We start from the raw sequence: 17,978 nt of genomic DNA, 5'->3' as shown, positions 1-17,978 counted from the left end.
GCGGGGGGCTGGTAGATCTGCGTTAGGCTGGAGGCCGTCATCGCAGGCAAGCCAGCTCCTGCATAAGCAAGCTCTCAGGTAAATCCAGCTCTCACATAAATCAGCCCTCGCATAGGGCTGTGGATACAGGTGTTTTCGCTTTCTCGACAAATTCAACAACAGAGAGGCAGTGCCATGGGTATCTTTGACTATAAAAACCTCGGTTCCGAGGGCTCCAAAGCGTTGTTCGCCGATGCCATGGCGATCACGTTGTATTCCTATCACAACCTGGATAACGGCTTTGCCGTGGGTTATCAGCACAACGGGCTGGGCTTGGGTTTGCCGGCGACGTTGGTGGGGGCGTTGCTCGGCAGCACGGATTCACAAGGTGTGATTCCGGGCATTGCGTGGAACCCCGACTCGGAAAAAGCCGCCCTTGAAGCGGTGCAAAAAGCTGGCTGGGCGCCCATCAGCGCCAGCGCCCTGGGCTACGGCGGCAAGGTTGACGCACGCGGCACGTTCTTTGGCGAAAAAGCCGGCTATACCACGGCGCAGGTCGAGGTGCTGGGCAAGTACGATGACGCGGGCAAATTGCTTGAAATCGGCATCGGTTTTCGGGGCACCTCGGGGCCACGGGAAACCTTGATCAGCGACGCCATCGGCGACCTGATCAGCGACTTGCTCGCGGCTTTGGGCCCCAAGGATTACGCAAAAAATTACGCCGGTGAAGCCTTCGGCAGCTTGCTCAAGAATGTGGCTGACTTTGCCGGCGCCCATGGCCTGACCGGCAAGGACGTGGTGGTCAGCGGCCACAGCCTGGGCGGCCTGGCGGTCAACAGCATGGCGGACTTGAGTACCAACAAGTGGGCGGGGTTTTATAAGGATTCCAACTACGTGGCCTACGCCTCGCCGACCCAGAGTGCCGGCGACAAGGTGCTCAATATCGGTTATGAAAACGACCCGGTGTTCCGCGCGCTGGACGGCTCATCCTTCAACCTGTCGTCGTTGGGCGTGCATGACAAACCCCACGAATCGACCACCGACAATATCGTCAACTTCAACGACCACTACGCCTCGACGTTGTGGAATGTGCTGCCGTTTTCCATCGTCAACCTGCCGACCTGGGTCTCGCATTTGCCCACGGCGTATGGCGATGGCATGACGCGTATCCTCGAGTCCGGCTTCTACGACCAGATGACCCGCGACTCCACGGTGATCGTCGCCAACCTGTCCGACCCGGCGCGGGCCAACACTTGGGTGCAGGACCTCAACCGCAATGCCGAACCCCACAAGGGCAACACGTTCATTATCGGCAGTGACGGCAATGATTTGATCCAGGGCGGCAAGGGCGCCGACTTTATCGAAGGCGGCAAGGGCAATGACACGATCCGCGACAACAGCGGGCACAACACCTTTCTGTTCAGCGGCCACTTTGGCAATGACCGTGTGATTGGCTACCAGCCCACCGACAAGCTGGTGTTCAAGGACGTGGCGGGGAGCACCGACCTGCGTGACCACGCGAAGGTGGTTGGCGCCGATACGGTGCTCACCTTTGGTGCCGACTCTGTGACGTTGGTCGGCGTCGGGCATGGCGGCCTGTGGGCCGATGGCGTCAGCATCGGCTGATCAATGCCAGTGCTGCCCCCGCCAGCCACCGCCCCAATACGGCCGGTGGGGGTAGCCATAACCGTAACCGTAGACGTGGTGCGGGTAGTAATAGGGGCGCGGGCCGTAACCCCAATGCCCGTAATACACCGGTGGTGGCGGCTGTTGCACCACGATCACCCGTGGCGGCTGGCGAATGATAATGGTGTCGGCAAAGGCCGGCGCACTGGCCAATGCCGCCAGGGCCAGGGGGATGAGTGCAAGCGCGCGAATTGTCCGGGACATGAGTGCCATGGCCGTCTTTCTCCGTTCTACCGCCTTCGAAGATGAAGGCGGCTTATCGGTTAAACGCCACAGCGCTGGGAAACCTTCGGTAAATAAATCTTCATCGATCAGCGGCAGAGCACAGCGACGGATTGTGCGGGCCTCATGCGTTTAATCACGGCCTGCGAGATGTTTCGCGCGTCATGTGAGGAGCTGACATGTCCCGACTTCGATTGCTGCTGTGCGCCTTGGTGCTGCTGGGGTTGGGCGGGTGTGCGGTGTATCCGGCCTATCCGGGCCCATGCTGCTACCGTCCGTACTACCACTCGTACTATTACCATCCCTACTATCACCCGTATTACCACCCGTACTATCGGTACTGAGACCCCCAACAAAAAGCCCCGCATCTGCGGGGCTTTTTGTTATCACTTTTCGTTGCGTACCGTCGCGACGTCGGCGGCCTTCACGCGAATGTGCTTGCCGGCAATGTCCGTGAACTCATAGAAGCCGTCGGCTGTTTTGGTGTTCGGGGTGTCCTTGGTCAAATACTGTGTGCCATTTTGCAGTGTCACCACGGTTTGCGTCGCGCAACCGGTCAATAGCAGAAAAGTGAGTGCAACCAGCGGCAGACCCAAATTCTTCATGTTCATAACCCTTACTTTTAACCCTGAAAAATCCCGCGCCAGGCGCTGCGGGCCATAAATGTTACGCCACCCACAGAGCTATCTGATCACTTTTATAAGAAAAGTTGCGTGCGCCATTTATCTATTACCGATTGCAACAAGCGCTTTGCGGCGGCACTCTGTATGCATAACCAGTATTTGATCAGCGCGCGACATGGCCAATCCCCTCGACGATCCCTTGTATTACCTGCATAACTTCCGCCAAGTGCTGCATTGGCTGGGGCAGCGCTATGCCGATTTGCTCGATGCGGACGAACAGCATTTCATTCAGCAATTTGACAGGTTGCCGCAAGCGTCCCAGGCACTTTTGGTGCGCATGGTCATGCGCAAGGGCGTGCACTTTCGTGCGAGCAAACTCAATTACCTCGAGATCGGTTGCACCCGTACGGCGGCGTTGGCACTGGTCGAGCAGGGTTGGGTCGATGACCAAGGCCTGTTGGAGTTCGAGGCGCTGTTTGCGTTGCTGCAAAAAGGCGAAATCCTCGCCGCCTTCAAACCCTGGATTGACCAGCCCAAAGGCAACAAGGCTGACTGGCTTGAGCCGCTGGCGGCGCAGTTCACGCAGGCGCGCAGCTTTGCCCAATGGTGCCCGGACCTCGGCGATACGCTCTACAGCCTCAGCGTGATGGACCTGTGTGACCGCCTGCGGCTGATGTTCTTCGGCAATCTGCACCAGGATTGGTCGGAGTTCGTGCTGGCTGACCTGGGCATCTACACCTATGAAAAAGTCGCGTTCTGCGCCGAGTCCCGCGGCTTGCGCACGCGCGACGATGTGCACGGGTTTCTATTCCTGCACCAGTGCCAGCAAGCCTTTGAAGCCGCAGAGGCACTGGACGAAGTGCTGGCACAGGTCGCGACGCTGACCACGGACAACCCCTGGCTGGAAAAACGTCGCGCCAAGCTGTTGTTCCAGATCGGCCAATATTGCGAGCGCAGCGCCGAATTGGCGTTGGCCGCGCAGATCTACCGCGACTGCGCCTATCCCGGCGCGCGCTCGCGGCTGATTCGCGTGCTTGAGCGTCAGGAAGATTACCCGCAAGCCATGGCCCTGGCGTGCGCCGCGCAACGTGCCCCGGAAAGCGCCGCCGAACAGCAGCATATGCTGCGTGTGCTGCCACGCCTGCGACGCAAGCTCGGCGAACCGGCATTGCCTAAAACCAAGCCGCGTCCGGTCACGCGGCTGGACTTGGCACTGGCGATTCCTGAGCCGCTGATGTCGGTGGAATATTGCGTGCAGGCCCACCTGAGCGAGCCCGATGCGCCGGTGCATTACGTCGAGAATGGCCTGATCAATTCGCTGTTCGGGTTGTTGTGCTGGGAAGCGATTTTCGCGCCATTGCCTGGGTCGTTTTTCCACCCGTTCCAGCGCGGGCCGGTGGATTTGCACAGCGAAGATTTCCAGCAGCGCCGCGCGCCGTTGTTCGCGGCCTGTTTCCAACAACTGGCAGATGAGCGTTACAAAACCACCATCCGCCAACGCTACGTGGACAAATGGGGCATTCAGTCGCCGTTCGTTTTCTGGAACCTGCTCAGCGAAGAGCTGCTTGAGCAAGCCCTGGCCTGCCTGCCCGCCGAACACCTGCGCTACTGGTTTGAACGGTTGTTGCTGGACATCCGCGCCAACCGCACGGGCATGCCCGACCTGATCCAGTTCTGGCCCGCGCAAAAAACCTACCGCATGATTGAGGTCAAAGGCCCCGGCGATCGCCTGCAAGACAACCAGCTGCGTTGGCTGGAGTTCTGTGGCGAGTACCAGATGCCGGTCACCGTGTGTTATGTGCGCTGGGCAGAAACCGCTTGAGCTACAGCGTCGCGGTGCGGGCGCTGTGCGAGTTCACCGCCAAGGTCGGCGACCTCGACCTGCGATTCACGCCGTCGCCCAGCGCCCAGGAAGGCATCGTCGGGCATCGCACGGTCGCTTCACGGCGCAGCGCGCATTACCAGAATGAAGTCGCCCTGGAAGGTGAATACCAGCAGCTCAAGGTGCGGGGCAGGGCAGACGGCTACGACCCGGACAGCAACCGCCTGGAAGAAGTGAAAACCTATCGCGGCGACCTCGACGCCCAGCCCGCCAACCACCGGCAACTGCATTGGGCACAGGTCAAGGTGTATGGCTGGTTGATGTGCCAGAAGCTCGGCCTCAGCGAGATCGACCTGGCGCTGGTGTACTTCGACATCGTCGGCGAAGGCGAAACCCTGCTCAACCAGCGCTTTCAAGCGCCCGACCTGGAACTGTTCTTCAACCAGCAATGCGCGCTATTCCTTGGCTGGGCCCGCGAGGAAATGCAGCATCGCGACGCACGCAATAGTGCCGCGCAGACGCTGGCGTTTCCCCATGCCGACTTTCGCCCCGGCCAGCGCTCGCTGGCCGAATCGGTCTACAAAGCGGTCAGCACTGGCCGTTGTCTGATGGCTCAAGCGCCCACCGGCATTGGCAAGACCATCGGCACGATTTTCCCGCTGCTCAAGGCCCTGGCGCCGCAGCAACTGGACAAGGTGTTTTTCCTCACCGCCAAGACACCTGGCCGCAAGTTGGCCCTGGATGCCGCCCAAGTCCTCTACGACAGCAGCCCCGACTTGCCGCTGCGGGTGCTCGAACTGGTCGCGCGCGACAAGGCCTGCGAACACCTGGACAAAGCCTGCCACGGTGATTCCTGCCCGTTGGCCAAGGGCTTTTACGACCGCCTGCCGGCCGCACGCACGGCCGCTTCCAAGGTGCGCCTGCTGGACCAGCGCAACCTGCGCGACGTGGCCTTGGCCCATGACGTTTGCCCGTATTACCTGAGCCAGGAAATGGCGCGCTGGACTGACCTGGTGGTCGCTGACTACAACTACTATTTTGACTTTGGCGCCATGCTGTTCGGCCTGGCCCAATTAAACCAGTGGCGCGCCGCCGTGCTGGTGGACGAAGCCCATAACCTAGTGGAGCGCGCCCGTTCGATGTACAGCGCGAGCCTCGACCAATACAGCCTCAAGACTGTGCGCGACAGTGCGCCCGAGCCGCTGAAAAAACCCTTGCAGCGCCTCAACCGCGAATGGAACGCCCTGCATAAAGACCAGCTCGCGCCATACCAGGCCTATGCGACCAAGCCCGACAAACTGCTGCAGGCCTTGAGCCTGTGCACCAGTGCCATGGGCGACTACTTCAACGATCACCCCGAAGCCCTGAGCGGCGATCTGCAAGCCTTGTATTTCGAGGCGCTGCAATTTGCCAAGGTCGCCGAGCTGTTCAACGAGCACTTCATCTTTGATATCAGCAAGCGCCAGTTCGGCGGCAAGCGCAGCGCTTCCACCCTGTGTCTGCGCAATGTGGTGCCCGCCGAATTTATCCGACCCCGCCTGACCGCCGCGCGCAGCAGCGTGCTGTTTTCCGCAACCTTGAGCCCGCGGCACTATTACGCCGACTTGCTCGGCCTGCCGGCGGATACCGCATGGATCGATGTGGAATCGCCGTTCAAGGCTGAGCAACTGCACGTGCGCATCGTCGATGAAATCTCCACGCGTTTTGTACATCGCGAGGCTTCGCTGGCGCCGATAGTCGACTTGATCGCCCGACAATTTGCGCAGAAACCCGGCAACTACCTGGCGTTTTTCTCGAGCTTTGATTACCTGCAACAAGTGGCGCAGTTGATGGCCGAGCGGCACCCGCAGATTGCGCTGTGGCTACAGTCGCGCGGCATGGCCGAGGCCGAGCGGCAAGGCTTTCTCGACCAGTTCACCCAGCACAGTCAGGGCATCGGCTTTGCCGTGCTGGGCGGCGCGTTTGGGGAAGGCATTGATTTGCCAGGGGCGCGCTTGATCGGGGCGTTTATCGCCACCCTCGGGTTGCCGCAACTGAACCCGATCAATGAGCAGATGAAAGCGCGGATGGGCTCGATTTTTGGGTCTGGGTATGACTACACCTACTTGTATCCGGGTATTCAGAAAGTGGTGCAGGCGGCGGGCCGAGTGATCCGCAGCCAGCAGGATGAAGGCGTGGTGATGTTGATTGACGACCGATTTGGCGAGGCGCGGGTGCGGCAATTGCTGCCGCGATGGTGGGTGCCGGTTAATTGAGTTTCATGTTTGGGGTTTTTTGCTGGCATATATTTTGGGACTGCTGCGCAGTCCAGCGCGAGCAAGCTCGCTCGCCACGGGGTTTGGGGTGTTGCTTTTGGTTGTGTTCTTTTTTGGGAGCCGGACGCGAGGGGCACTAAAGTCGGTGTTTCTATCGCGATCGTCCGGTGATTTTTATTATGGATACCCTATCCGAAGTGGTGGCTCGTCTGAGCAGCCAGCGCGCGTCATTTTCGGGGCTGAAGGCTGGTGGCAACTGGGCGGTGAATTTTCCGGCGCCGGGGGGCATCAGGTTCGGTGCGGTGGTGGAAGGCAATGGTTGGCTGGAAGTGCAGGGCGAACCGGTGCCAATCGCCTTGAGCGAGGGCGGCTGTTTCTTGCTGACATACATTTGGGACTGCTGCGCAGTCCAGCGCGAGCAAGCTCGCTCGCCACGGGGTTTGGGGTGTTGCTTTTGGCTGTGTTCTTTTTTGGGAGCCGGACGCGAGGGGGACTAAAGTCGGTGTTTCTATCGCGATCGTCCGGTGATTTTTATTATGGATACCCTATCCGAAGTGGTGGCTCGTCTGAGCAGCCAGCGCGCGTCATTTTCGGGGCTGAAGGCTGGTGGCAACTGGGCGGTGAATTTTCCGGCGCCGGGGGCATCAGGTTCGGTGCGGTGGTGGAAGGCAATGGTTGGCTGGAAGTGCAGGGCGAACCGGTGCCAATTGCCTTGAGCGAGGGCGACTGTTTCTTGCTGACACACAATCGCCCGTGGAGATTGTCCAGCAACCTGGCACTTGGGGGCACCGACGCTTGCGAGGTCTATCAAGACGCCGTAGGCGGAATCGCCAGTTTGGGCGACACGGTGGATCTGTTTCTGATTGGCGGGCTGTTTACTTACGGTGACGATGCCCGTTTATTGCTCGATGGGCTGCCGCCGGTGGTGCGCATCAGCACCCGGTCCGAGCAGGCCGGTGTATTGCGCTGGTGCCTGGAGCGTCTCGCCCTCGAATATGCCGGCCCCAAGCTCGGTGCGGCATTGATGACCGAACATTTGGCGCAAATGATGCTGGTGCAAATCCTGCGGCTCTATCAATCTTCCTTGGGCGCCAGCACTCGAAGCTGGCTGGCCGCGTTGACGGACGCACGGTTGGCACCTGTATTTACGCAGGTGCACGCGGCACCGGCGCGGCCTTGGGCCTTGAGCGAGATGGCCGAGTTGGCCAGGCAGTCACGCTCCACGTTTGCCTTGCACTTCAAACAACGCGTTGGGATGGCGCCCCTGGAGTATCTGACCCGTTGGCGCATGGACCTGGCGATAAAGGCCTTGAAGACCTCAGACAGCAGTGTGTCGAGTATCGGCCAGGCGTTGGGCTATCAGTCGGACAGCGCCTTTGGCAGCACATTCAAACGTCAGATGAACTGCACGCCACGTGAATACCGCGAGCGCGTCTTGCACACCACTAGTCACAAGGAACCCAGTGATGAGCGATATCCAGCACAACAGGATCCAGGTCAACGGCATTGAATTGAGCGTTTACATCGCCGGTCCCGAACAGGGCCGGCCGATCTGGCTGCTGCACGGTTTTCCTGAATGTTGGCATTCATGGCGTGCGCAAATCCCGGCCTTGGCTGCCGCTGGGTATCGGGTGTTCGTGCCGGAAATGCGCGGCTACGGAGCGTCGAGTGCGCCCGCCGAGATCGCCGATTACGACCTGCTGACCTTGTGCGCGGATATCCAGCAAGCCATGGACCATTTCGGCCACGAGCAGGTGGCGATGGTCGGGCATGACTGGGGCGCTGTCGTGGCTTGGCACCTTGCATTGCTGGAGCCTGCACGTATTACGCGTTTGATCACGATGTCCGTGCCGTTTGCCGGACGTGCACGGCGGCCGGTGATCGACATCATGCGCGAGCTGTACGCCGAGCGTTTCAACTACATCCTGTATTTCCAGGCACCTGGCGTCGCCGAGCAGGAGTTGAACGCCGATATTGAGCGCACGCTGCGGCTGTTCATGCAGGATCAGGATGTGTTCCTGCAGAAGAAACCGGCCACTGCGACCTTGCTCGAGGGTGTCTCGGCGCCCGGTGCATTACCGCACTGGTGTTCCCAGGCAGACTTGGACGTTTACGTGCAAACCTTCAGCGAGCACGGTTTTCGTGGCCCGCTGAACTGGTATCGCAATTTCGAACGTAATTGGCAGCGCACCGAATTCCTGGCGGGCCAGCAGGTGAGGCAACCCACGCTGTTCTTGATCGGCGACCGCGACCCGGTCGGCGTGTTTGAAGCTCATACCCTCAAGCGCATGCCGGACTCAGTACCCGACCTGCAACAGCAGGTATTGGCCAACTGCGGTCACTGGATCCAGAGCGAGCAAGCCCAGCGGGTCAACGCGCTGATGCTCGCGTTTCTAGCGAGAACCTAAAGGTCGCGCCATGCCCGGGGCGGTCCACCAACTGAATGCTGCGCCCGTGTAATTGCAGGATACGGTGCACGATGCGCAGGCCCAGGCCGCCATCGCGGCGTGCGCCGCCGATGGTGAAGGCGCGCAGGAACAGGCCTTCACGCAGTTCGGCATCGATGCCCGGGCCGCTGTCGCTGACGGTGACGGCCACGCCATTGGTTTCTGGCGCCAGGATCACTTCGACTTCACCGTTTACCGGCGTGTGACGCAGGGCGTTGTCGAGCAGGTTGGTCAGCACCCGTTCGATCAGGCCCAGGTCGGCCAGCACCGTCGGCACCTGTGGCGGCAGCGTGGCGGTGAGGCTGATGTGGCGGGCTTCGGCGGTGAGTTCGAACTTCTGGAAGATGTCTTGCACCAGGTCCGGCAGTGAGAAACCTTCGATCACCGGTTGCACGAAACCATGTTCCAGCCGCACCAGTTCCAGCAGCGACTGGGCCAGCCCGCCGACTTTGCGGCTTTGGTCCAGGGCGATGCCCAGGTAGCGGCGGCGCTCCTCAGGGCTGAGGCTGGCATCCTTGAGTGACAGCGTTTCCAGGTAACCATGCAGCGACGCCAGCGGCGTGCGCAGGTCATGGGAAATATTCGCGACCATTTCCCGGCGTTCCTGGTCCTGGTGGGTGAGGGCGCGCCATTGCTCGCCGAGGCGGTTTTCCATCTGCACAAAAGCATGGTCGAGCACGGCGATTTCATCGCTGCTGTCGAGCTTGGCCGCGTTGATTTGCGCCGGTTTTGGCGCGCCGTTGATATCGAACTGGCCAACCTTGTCGGTGAGCTGGCGCAGTGGTCGGGTGATCCAGGCGAAGGCGATCAAGCCGGCCATCAGGCAGAGCAAGGCGACCAGGCCGATGGACCACAAGGCGATCTTGAGCGCCATGCCCGTTGCGTCTTTGGCGTCGTATACATCGTGGGCTTCGCCCAGCAGTACCACGTAGAGGAAGCCGGTTTGCTGGCCGTTGGCTTTGAGCGGCGCCGCGCTGAATACTTTGCGCCCATTGACGCTGCGCGGGTCGTCGCCGAGGATCGGCAGCATCGCACCGCTGAGGAAGCGGCGAACGGGCGTGAGGTCGACGTGATCGCGCAGCAAATGCCCGCTGGGGGCGGCATTCCCGACCACGCGGCCGTCGATATCGAGCAAGTACACTTCGACGCTGGGGTTGACCAGCATCAACTGGCTGAAGAGGTTGCGCACGGCCTCGGGCTTGAGGCCATCGGCGTCCATCAGTTGGGTATCGCGGGCGATATGCGCGGCCAGGTCGCGGGACAAGCCTTGCACCACTTCCAGCTCATGCATGCGGTTGGAGCGCACCTGCAGCCAGGCCGACGTGCCGCTGCAGATCACCAGCAGCACGGCGAACACCACCGACAGGCGCTGGGTCAGGGTCAGCTTCATGGCGAAGTCTCGGCGAACTTGTAGCCTCGGCCCCACACCGTAAGGATCAGCACCGGGTTGGCCGGGTCAGCCTCGACCTTGGCGCGCAGGCGGTTGATATGCGTGTTGACGGTGTGTTCATAACCCTCGTGGCTGTAGCCCCACACGGCGTTGAGCAGGTCCATGCGCGAGAAGACTTTGCCGGGCTGGCGGGCGAAGAAATACAGCAGGTCGAACTCCCGTGGCGTGAGATCCAGGCGCTGGCCTTGCAGGGTGGCGTCGCGGGTCAGCGGGTTGATGAACAGCTGGCCGAGGTCGAGGCTGCCGGCGTCCATCTTCAGGTTGCGCGCCATGGCATCGACCCGGCGCAGCAGCGCCTTGACCCGCGCCACCAGCTCCGGCATCGAGAACGGTTTGGCCAGGTAGTCATCGGCGCCCAGTTCCAGGCCGAGGATGCGGTGCAGCTCACTGGAGCGCGCGCTGGTGATGATGATCGGCGTATAGCGCGTCATGGCGCGGGCACGGCGGCAGATTTCCAGACCATCAACGCCGGGCAGCATCAGGTCGAGGATCAGCGCGTCCCAGCCGCCTTGTTCGAGCAGGCGCAGGCCTTCGTTGCCATCGGCGCTGTGCACCACTTCAAACTGCTCATCGCGCAGGTGCAGGCAGATCAAGTCGGCAATGTGCGCATCGTCCTCGACCACCAGGACACGTTTGGGCTGTTCCATTCAATAAACCTTCACTTGTAGTTCGCGCATTGTGCGGGTTTTGCAACCCTGTAGTTATCACGAATTGTTTAACTCTGCGTGAGGATTTCGCGACCGTCCAAGCCTCAGGATTACCTCAACACCGTTCAGCTAAACGAACGCAATGCTCAAGGCAGCAAAGATCAAATGTGGGAGCGGGCTTGCCCGCGAAGGCGTCGGCCCAGCCTATACCTATGTTGACTGACCCACCGCTCCCACAGGCCACACATCAGCCACAAATGCTCACACGTTGAGGAAAACCACATGCACTCACGCCGACAAATACTGCTAGCCACTGGCGGCCTGGGTGTCGCCGTCCTGGCCGGCGGCCTGCTCAAACAGCTCAACATGATCACCGAAGCCGAGGCCGCCGAAACCTTCGAGGTCAACCACACCGAGGCCCAATGGCGCAGCCTGCTCAGCGCCGAACAGTTCGAGGTGCTGCGCGAGGAGGGCACCGAACGCCCCTACACCAGCCCGCTCAACGATGAACACCGCACCGGCACCTTTGCCTGCGCCGGTTGTGCGCTGCCATTGTTCTCCTCGGCCACCAAGTTCGACAGCCACACCGGTTGGCCGAGCTTCTGGCAGCCGCTGGACAACGCCGTCGCCAGCCATGTCGACACTTCCTACGGCGTGGTGCGCAAGGAAATTCACTGCCGCCGTTGCGGCGGCCACCAAGGGCACGTGTTTGACGACGGCCCGGCACCTACCGGCCTGCGCTATTGCATGAATGGTGCGGCCATGACGTTCACGGCGGCTTAAGCCGATGTCTATTCACACTAATAAGGGTCAATCCCATGTGGCTTCTGGTTCTCGCATATCTGGGCGGCGTGCTGACAATTGTCAGCCCGTGCATCCTGCCTGTTCTGCCTTTTGTCTTCGCTCGCACCGGGCAGCCGTTTATGCGCAGTGGCTTGCCGCTGTTAGCGGGGATGGCGGTGACATTCGCCCTGGTGGCCTCACTGGCTGCGGTGGGCGGCGGCTGGGTGGTGCAAGTCAATCAATACGGGCGTTGGCTCGCGTTGCTGTGCGTTGCCCTGTTCGGCCTCACGCTGTTGTTGCCGCAACTCTCGGAGCGCCTGACGCGCCCGTTGGTAGCCGCCGGCAGTCGTTTGTCCGAAGCCGCTGGGGCCGATGCCAAACCGCGTCCGGGCGCTTCGTTCCTGATCGGCGTGGCCACCGGTTTGCTCTGGGCGCCGTGCGCCGGGCCGATCCTGGGGCTGGTGCTGACCGGCGCGGCGCTGCAGGGCGCGAGCATCGGGACGACCTTGCTGTTGCTGGCCTACGCCGCGGGTGCTGCGACGTCCCTGGCGTTGGCGCTGCTGGTCGGCGGTAAAGTCTTTGGCTTGATGAAAAGGTCCCTCGGTGCCGGTGAATGGCTGCGCCGTGGCCTGGGCGCGCTGATGCTGGCCGGTGTAGCCGCCATCGCCCTGGGGCTGGACACCGGCGTGCTGTCGCGGGTGTCGACAGCCTCCACCGGCGGCCTGGAACAAAGCCTGGTGGACACGCTGAGCGCCAAGCCTGAACAAAAAGGCGGGGCGATGATGGCGGGCGGGGCAATGATGGCCGCTGCCAACCACAGCGACGCACTGCCGATCGAAGGCGCGTTACCGCCGCTTGAGGGTGCGGTGCAGTGGCTCAACAGCCCACCGCTGACGGCCGAAGGCTTGAAAGGCAAGGTTGTGCTGGTGGATTTCTGGACCTACTCCTGCATCAACTGCCTGCGCAGCTTGCCTTACGTCAAAGCCTGGGCCGAGAAATACCACGATCAGGGCCTGGTGGTGATTGGCGTGCACGCCCCGGAATTCGCGTTTGAGCGCGACGTGAGCAACGTCACCAAGGCGATGAAAGACCTGGGCATTACCTACCCGGTGGCCATCGACAACAACTACAAAATCTGGCGCGCGTTCAACAACCAGTACTGGCCGGCGCATTACTTTGCCGATGCCAAGGGCCAGATCCGCTATCACCACTTCGGCGAAGGCGACTACGCCGAGTCGGAGCGGGTGATTCAGCAACTGCTGCGTGAAGCCGGCGCCACCCATGTCGCCGGTGGCCTGATCGAGGCGGACGCCAAGGGCGTTGAGCAAGCGCCGGACATGAACGAGGTGCAATCGCCGGAAACCTACCTGGGCTTCCAGCGTGCGGAAAACTTCGTCACCACTGGCACCCTGGGCACGGACCGCGTGGTGAATTACCCGGCAGCCGGCAACCTGGCGCTGAACAACTGGACCCTGGAAGGCCAGTGGAACGTCGGAGGCCAGCAGGCCAGCCTCGACCAGGCCGGCGGGCGCATCGTCTACCGCTTCCACGCCCGTGACCTGCACCTGGTGCTGGGCCCTGGCGCGGATGGCAAGCCGGTGCGTTTCAAGGTGACGATTGACGGCCAGGCCCCCGGCGATGCCCACGGCACCGACGTGGCACCGGACGGCAGCGGCACCGTCACCGAGCAGCGCTTGTACCAACTGGTGCGCCAACCCAGCGGCGTGAAAGACCGCACCTTCACCATCGAATTCCTCGACCCACACGTGTCGGCTTATGCCTTCACCTTCGGTTAACCGATTCATGAACTAAGCACTCAAGTCCTGAGCTGCCAACCCAATCAATGTGGGAGGGGGCTTGCTCCCGAATGCGGTGTGTCAGTTGGCACATCTGTTTCTGACACTGCGCATTCGCGAGCAAGCCCGCTCCCACATGGTGACCTCGTTTGTTCAGTTGCAATGGAGTAACTGTGATGAAACTGCTCAAATTGCTACCCGCCCTGGCGTTCGCCGCCTTCGTCGGCCAAAGCTCTGCATTCTCTTTCGGCGCCTCCGACGACGCCGTCATGATCGCTCCACCCGCGCTGGACCTGCCCGCCGAGTCTGGCAACCTGCAAACCGCCGTCTTCGCCGGTGGCTGCTTCTGGGGCGTGCAAGGCGTGTTCCAGCATGTACAAGGCGTGAAAAATGCCGTGTCCGGCTATGACGGTGGCGCCGCCAACACCGCTCAGTACGAGTCGGTCAGCGGCGGTGATACCGGCCATGCCGAGTCCGTATCGGTGACGTACGACCCAACCAAGGTCAGCTACGGCAAGCTGTTGCAGATCTATTTTTCGGTGGCCCACAACCCCACCGAACTCAACCGCCAAGGGCCGGACAGCGGCACCCAATATCGCTCGGAGATTTTCGCGCAGACCGCCGAACAACAAAAAGTCGCCCAGGCCTATATCGCGCAACTCGACGCCGCCAAAGCCTTCGATAAACCCATCGTGACCAAAGTAGAGATGGGCAAGACGTTTTACCCGGCCGAGTCCTACCACCAGGACTTCCTCACCGAGAACCCGTCGTACCCGTACATCGTGATCAATGACCTGCCAAAGGTGGCGCAACTGAAAAAACTGTTCCCTGACCAATACCGCGCCGAGCCGGTTTTAGTCAAAAACCAATAAACACCGCAAATCAAAATGGCGACAGTTCCCACGCTCCGCGTGGGAACTGCCCGCTGGACGCTCCGCGTCCGCTGTTAAAAGCGTGACGCGGAGCGTCACAGGATGTATTCCCACGCAGAGCGTGGGAACAATCAATATAGAGCGATAGTTCCCACGCTCCGCGTGGGAACTGCCCGCTGGACGCTCCGCGTCCGCTGTTAAAAGCGTGACGCGGAGCGTCACAAGATGTATTCCCACGCAGAGCGTGGGAACAATCATCCCTTGGCTTTCGCCAGGTAAGGCGCCAACCGCCGCCCCATCTCCTCGCCCAACGCCTGCAGCCCGCTCAACGGCCGCACCATCACTTCAAACTCAACGATCTGCCCCAACTCATTAAAGCGAATCAGGTCAATCCCTTTAAGCTGCTTGTCACCCACCCGCGCACTGAACTCCAACACCACACTGAGCCCGTCGCCCGTGGCCAGTTCGCGATGGTATTCAAAGTCTTCGAACACCTTGATCACCGTGTTGAGAATCATCGACACCACCGGCGCGCCAGGGTAGGGCGTGTGCGCCATGGGCGAGCGGAACACCGCGTCGGGTGCCAGCAGTTCGGGCAGGGAAGACAGATCGCGCCCCGCCAGCATGCTGTGCCAGCGTTGCAGCGTCTGTGCGGCGGCGGGTGTGAGTGTCAGTTCGGACATGCTCTGTACCTGTTCTTAGGGTGGGAAGGCATTTCACCTGCCCAACATAAGAGCGGCACCCGAGCAGGGTCAATCACCCGAACTGACAGTTAAGTGGCCGCAACTCACACCACTTCCAGGTAAGAACTATGAATCGCGCGTGCCAGTTCGCGCACGGTATCGATAAAGTCCGTGAGCCGGCTGTGCAGGCCGTCTTCGAGGATTTCATCGATCCCGGTATAACGCAGCCGCGCCTCGAATTCCGCCGCCAGGCGCTGCGCCGTGCGCCCATAGCTGCCGGGCAAGTCCGCAAGGATGTGGCTCAACTCCTCTATGCACGCATGCAGCGAACGCGGCACATCACTGCGCAACAGCAGCAATTCCGAGACCGAACGCGCATTCAACGCATTCGGGTACAGCTCGGTGTACGCCTCGAATGAGGACAGCGCGCGGAGCAGGGCGCTCCACTGGTAATAACCACGTGCCGACAAGTCGCTGACTTCTTCCGACTCTTCGCCAAACATCTCGTAGCGCGCATCCAGCAGGCGCAAGGTGTTGTCCGCGCGTTCGACAAAGGTGCCCAGGCGGATAAACCGGTAGGCGTCATTGCGCATGATGGTGCCGGAGGTCGCCCCACGGAACAGGTGCGAACGCTGCTTGACCCAGTCACAGAAGTGGCTGATGCCGTGGCGCGCCAGGCCGCCGGCGGCGATGCTGCGCATTTCCAGCCAGGTGGCGTTGAGGTTTTCCCACATGTCGGCGGTGATCCGCCCGCGTACCGCGTGGGCATTGCCACGGGCGGCGCGCAGGCAGTTGTAGATACTGGCCGGGTTTTCTTCGTCGAGCGCAAAAAAGTGCAGCATGCGCTCGGCGTCCAATTGCTTATGGCGTTCCAGGTAACTCTCGAGGGTGCCGCTGCTGAGCAACGACATCGCCAGTTCATCCAGGCCATCGCTGCGCCCGGCCTGGGGCATCAACGACAGCGAATAACTGACTTCGAGCATGCGCGCGAGGTTCTCGGCACGTTCCAGGTAACGCGACATCCAGTACAGATCTGCGGCGGTTCTACTCAACATACTCAGCCCTCCACCACCCAGGTGTCCTTGGTTCCGCCGCCTTGCGACGAGTTGACGATCAACGAGCCTTCCTTCAATGCCACGCGGGTCAGGCCACCGGGCACCAGCCGGGTTTCCTTGCCCGAGAGCACGAAGGGGCGCAGGTCGATATGCCGTGGCGCGATGCCGTTTTCGACGAAGGTGGGGCAGGTGGACAGGCTCAGGGTCGGTTGGGCGATGTACGCGTGGGGGCGCGCCTTGATGCGTTGGCGGAAGTCTTCGATCTCTGCAGCCGTGGAGGCCGGGCCGACCAGCATGCCGTAGCCGCCGGAGCCCTGGGTTTCCTTGACCACCAGTTCCGGCAGGTGCGCCAGCACATGGGACAGCTCATCCGGCTTACGGCATTGGAAGGTCGGCACGTTTTGCAGGATCGGTTCTTCATCCAGGTAGAAACGGATCATCTCCGGCACATACGGGTAGATGGATTTGTCGTCCGCCACGCCGGTGCCGATGGCGTTGGCGAGCACCACGTTGCCGGCGCAGTAGGCGGCCACCAGGCCGGGCACGCCGAGCATCGAGTCGGGGTTGAAGGCCTTGGGGTCGAGGAAGGCGTCGTCGATGCGTCGGTAGATCACGTCCACCGGCTTGGGGCCGTCGGTGGTGCGCATGAACACCTTGAGGTCGTGCACAAACAAATCGGCGCCTTCGACCAGCTCCACGCCCATTTCACGGGCAAGGAACGCATGTTCAAAAAATGCACTGTTGAAGCGCCCGGGCGTCAGCACCACCACATTGGGGTTGTCCAGGCGGCTGGAGCTTTTCAGGGTCTTGAGCAGCAGGTTGGGGTAGTGGTCCACCGGCGCGATGCGCTGCTTGGCGAACACTTCCGGGAACAGGCGCATCATCATCTTGCGGTCTTCGAGCATGTAGCTCACGCCGCTGGGGGTGCGCAGGTTGTCTTCGAGCACGTAGTAGGTGCCGTCGCCGTCGCGCACCAGGTCAACCCCGGAAATGTGCGAGTAGATGTCGCGGTGCAGGTCCAGGCCGACCATCGCCTTCTGGTAACCCTCGTTGCCCAGCACCTGGTCCGCCGGAATGATCCCGGCCTTGATAATGCGCTGGTCGTGGTAGATGTCGGCGAGGAACATGTTCAGCGCATTGACCCGCTGGATACAGCCGCGTTCGATCACGCTCCATTCACTGGCGGGGATGCTGCGCGGGATGATGTCGAAGGGGATCAGGCGCTCGGTGTCCTGCTCGTCGCCGTAGAGAGTGAAGGTGATCCCGGCGCGGTGGAACAGCAAATCGGCTTCGCGGCGCCGTTGGGCCAGCAGTTCCGGCGGCGTATTGGCCAGCCAGCGGGAGAAATCTTGATAATGCGCACGGCACACGCCATCTGCGTCATTCATTTCATCAAAGAAAGATCGAGCCATTCCAGTACCTTGTCAGTGCCTGCATTGCTTGGTTGGCAAGTTGCTTGGGTGGCACTGCCGCAAAAAACGCATTTTTTTATGAGCCCGTGGCGCAGGGTGCCAACAGGCCTGGTCCTTATTTTCTAATGGGGTCGGCTCTGGGTCGGGGGGTAACGAATGCTCCTGTATCCGGGCAGATGAATGGATAAAGCAATGCCTGTGCCGGAACTGCTCAAAGCAGCGAAGATAAAATGTGGGAGCGGGCTT

Annotated in this window: 17 protein-coding genes; 10 read left to right on the top strand and 7 right to left on the bottom strand. The window is 61.2% G+C overall.

Translation table 11 applies throughout. The annotated features are described in order from the left end of the window. Nucleotides 1–174 precede the first annotated feature (174 nt). Complete coding sequence (locus HX783_RS25030; protein WP_177018632.1) at nt 175–1,605, top strand: lipase; 1,431 nt, start codon at nt 175–177, stop codon at nt 1,603–1,605. On the opposite strand, the gene HX783_RS25025 is transcribed toward HX783_RS25030, so the two are convergent. Further along, on the bottom strand, nt 1,606–1,869 hold the full coding sequence (locus HX783_RS25025) for a hypothetical protein (protein WP_232109244.1): 264 nt from the start codon (nt 1,867–1,869) through the stop codon (nt 1,606–1,608). Nucleotides 1,870–2,066: 197 nt separating this feature from the next. On the opposite strand from HX783_RS25025, the gene HX783_RS25020 reads away from it, so the two are divergent. Next, a complete protein-coding gene (locus HX783_RS25020) occupies nt 2,067–2,231 on the top strand; it encodes a hypothetical protein (protein WP_164487936.1) in 165 nt (54 codons plus the stop codon). Nucleotides 2,232–2,273: 42 nt separating this feature from the next. On the opposite strand, the gene HX783_RS25015 is transcribed toward HX783_RS25020, so the two are convergent. Beyond that, nucleotides 2,274–2,498 (bottom strand): YgdI/YgdR family lipoprotein, encoded by a 225-nt coding sequence (locus HX783_RS25015; protein ID WP_159956412.1) that lies wholly within the window; start codon nt 2,496–2,498, stop codon nt 2,274–2,276. Between the two features lie 187 nt (nt 2,499–2,685). On the opposite strand from HX783_RS25015, the gene HX783_RS25010 reads away from it, so the two are divergent. The 5 genes from HX783_RS25010 (at nt 2,686) to HX783_RS24990 (ending at nt 8,995) form a co-directional block, all read left to right on the top strand. Beyond that, a complete protein-coding gene (locus tag HX783_RS25010) occupies nt 2,686–4,332 on the top strand; it encodes a VRR-NUC domain-containing protein (protein WP_177018631.1) in 1,647 nt (548 codons plus the stop codon). Then, nucleotides 4,329–6,587, top strand: a complete 2,259-nt coding sequence (locus HX783_RS25005) for an ATP-dependent DNA helicase (protein ID WP_177018630.1) — start codon at nt 4,329–4,331, stop codon at nt 6,585–6,587. Before HX783_RS25010 ends, HX783_RS25005 begins: the two co-directional genes overlap by 4 nt. Before the next feature lie 179 nt (nt 6,588–6,766). Further along, the gene (locus HX783_RS25000; RefSeq protein ID WP_177018629.1) at nt 6,767–7,084 is read left to right on the top strand and encodes a cupin domain-containing protein; all 318 of its coding nucleotides are present in this window, start codon (nt 6,767–6,769) and stop codon (nt 7,082–7,084) included. Next, nucleotides 7,033–8,097 (top strand): cupin domain-containing protein, encoded by a 1,065-nt coding sequence (locus HX783_RS24995; RefSeq protein WP_371317710.1) that lies wholly within the window; start codon nt 7,033–7,035, stop codon nt 8,095–8,097. Before HX783_RS25000 ends, HX783_RS24995 begins: the two co-directional genes overlap by 52 nt. Then, nucleotides 8,054–8,995, top strand: a complete 942-nt coding sequence (locus tag HX783_RS24990; RefSeq protein ID WP_177018628.1) for an alpha/beta fold hydrolase — start codon at nt 8,054–8,056, stop codon at nt 8,993–8,995. The genes HX783_RS24995 and HX783_RS24990 overlap by 44 nt, the downstream gene beginning before the upstream one ends. Here the strand turns inward: HX783_RS24990 and HX783_RS24985 are convergent. Then, a complete protein-coding gene (locus HX783_RS24985; protein ID WP_177018627.1) occupies nt 8,958–10,424 on the bottom strand; it encodes a HAMP domain-containing sensor histidine kinase in 1,467 nt (488 codons plus the stop codon). The two genes, HX783_RS24990 and HX783_RS24985, sit on opposite strands and share 38 nt — an antisense overlap. After that, nucleotides 10,421–11,131 (bottom strand): response regulator transcription factor, encoded by a 711-nt coding sequence (locus HX783_RS24980; protein WP_177018626.1) that lies wholly within the window; start codon nt 11,129–11,131, stop codon nt 10,421–10,423. The genes HX783_RS24985 and HX783_RS24980 overlap by 4 nt, the downstream gene beginning before the upstream one ends. A 282-nt stretch (nt 11,132–11,413) precedes the next feature. On the opposite strand from HX783_RS24980, the gene msrB reads away from it, so the two are divergent. The 3 genes from msrB (at nt 11,414) to msrA (ending at nt 14,582) form a co-directional block, all read left to right on the top strand. Further along, nucleotides 11,414–11,914: a peptide-methionine (R)-S-oxide reductase MsrB gene (msrB, locus tag HX783_RS24975; RefSeq protein ID WP_177018625.1), complete on the top strand. Its 501-nt coding sequence runs from the start codon at nt 11,414–11,416 to the stop codon at nt 11,912–11,914. A gap of 35 nt (nt 11,915–11,949) precedes the next feature. After that, nucleotides 11,950–13,710: a cytochrome c biogenesis protein DipZ gene (locus tag HX783_RS24970; protein ID WP_177018624.1), complete on the top strand. Its 1,761-nt coding sequence runs from the start codon at nt 11,950–11,952 to the stop codon at nt 13,708–13,710. A gap of 176 nt (nt 13,711–13,886) precedes the next feature. Beyond that, a complete protein-coding gene (gene msrA / locus HX783_RS24965; RefSeq protein WP_177018623.1) occupies nt 13,887–14,582 on the top strand; it encodes a peptide-methionine (S)-S-oxide reductase MsrA in 696 nt (231 codons plus the stop codon). A gap of 254 nt (nt 14,583–14,836) precedes the next feature. Here msrA and HX783_RS24960 read toward each other — a convergent pair whose 3' ends face one another. From HX783_RS24960 to HX783_RS24950, 3 genes are all read right to left on the bottom strand, one after another. Next, entirely contained in the window at nt 14,837–15,265 is a 429-nt protein-coding gene (locus tag HX783_RS24960) for a nuclear transport factor 2 family protein (protein WP_177018622.1), read from the bottom strand. Nucleotides 15,266–15,369: 104 nt separating this feature from the next. Then, nucleotides 15,370–16,320, bottom strand: a complete 951-nt coding sequence (locus tag HX783_RS24955; RefSeq protein ID WP_078742360.1) for an alpha-E domain-containing protein — start codon at nt 16,318–16,320, stop codon at nt 15,370–15,372. Between the two features lie 2 nt (nt 16,321–16,322). Continuing rightward, nucleotides 16,323–17,732, bottom strand: a complete 1,410-nt coding sequence (locus HX783_RS24950; RefSeq protein ID WP_159956431.1) for a circularly permuted type 2 ATP-grasp protein — start codon at nt 17,730–17,732, stop codon at nt 16,323–16,325. Between the last annotated feature and the right edge of the window lie 246 nt (nt 17,733–17,978).

It is taken from the genome of Pseudomonas sp. D2002 (genome assembly GCF_013385735.1).
Taxonomy (GTDB): domain Bacteria; phylum Pseudomonadota; class Gammaproteobacteria; order Pseudomonadales; family Pseudomonadaceae; genus Aquipseudomonas.
The sequence above is the reverse complement of the archived record's forward strand: the minus strand, read 5'-3'. Positions and strand labels throughout refer to the sequence as shown.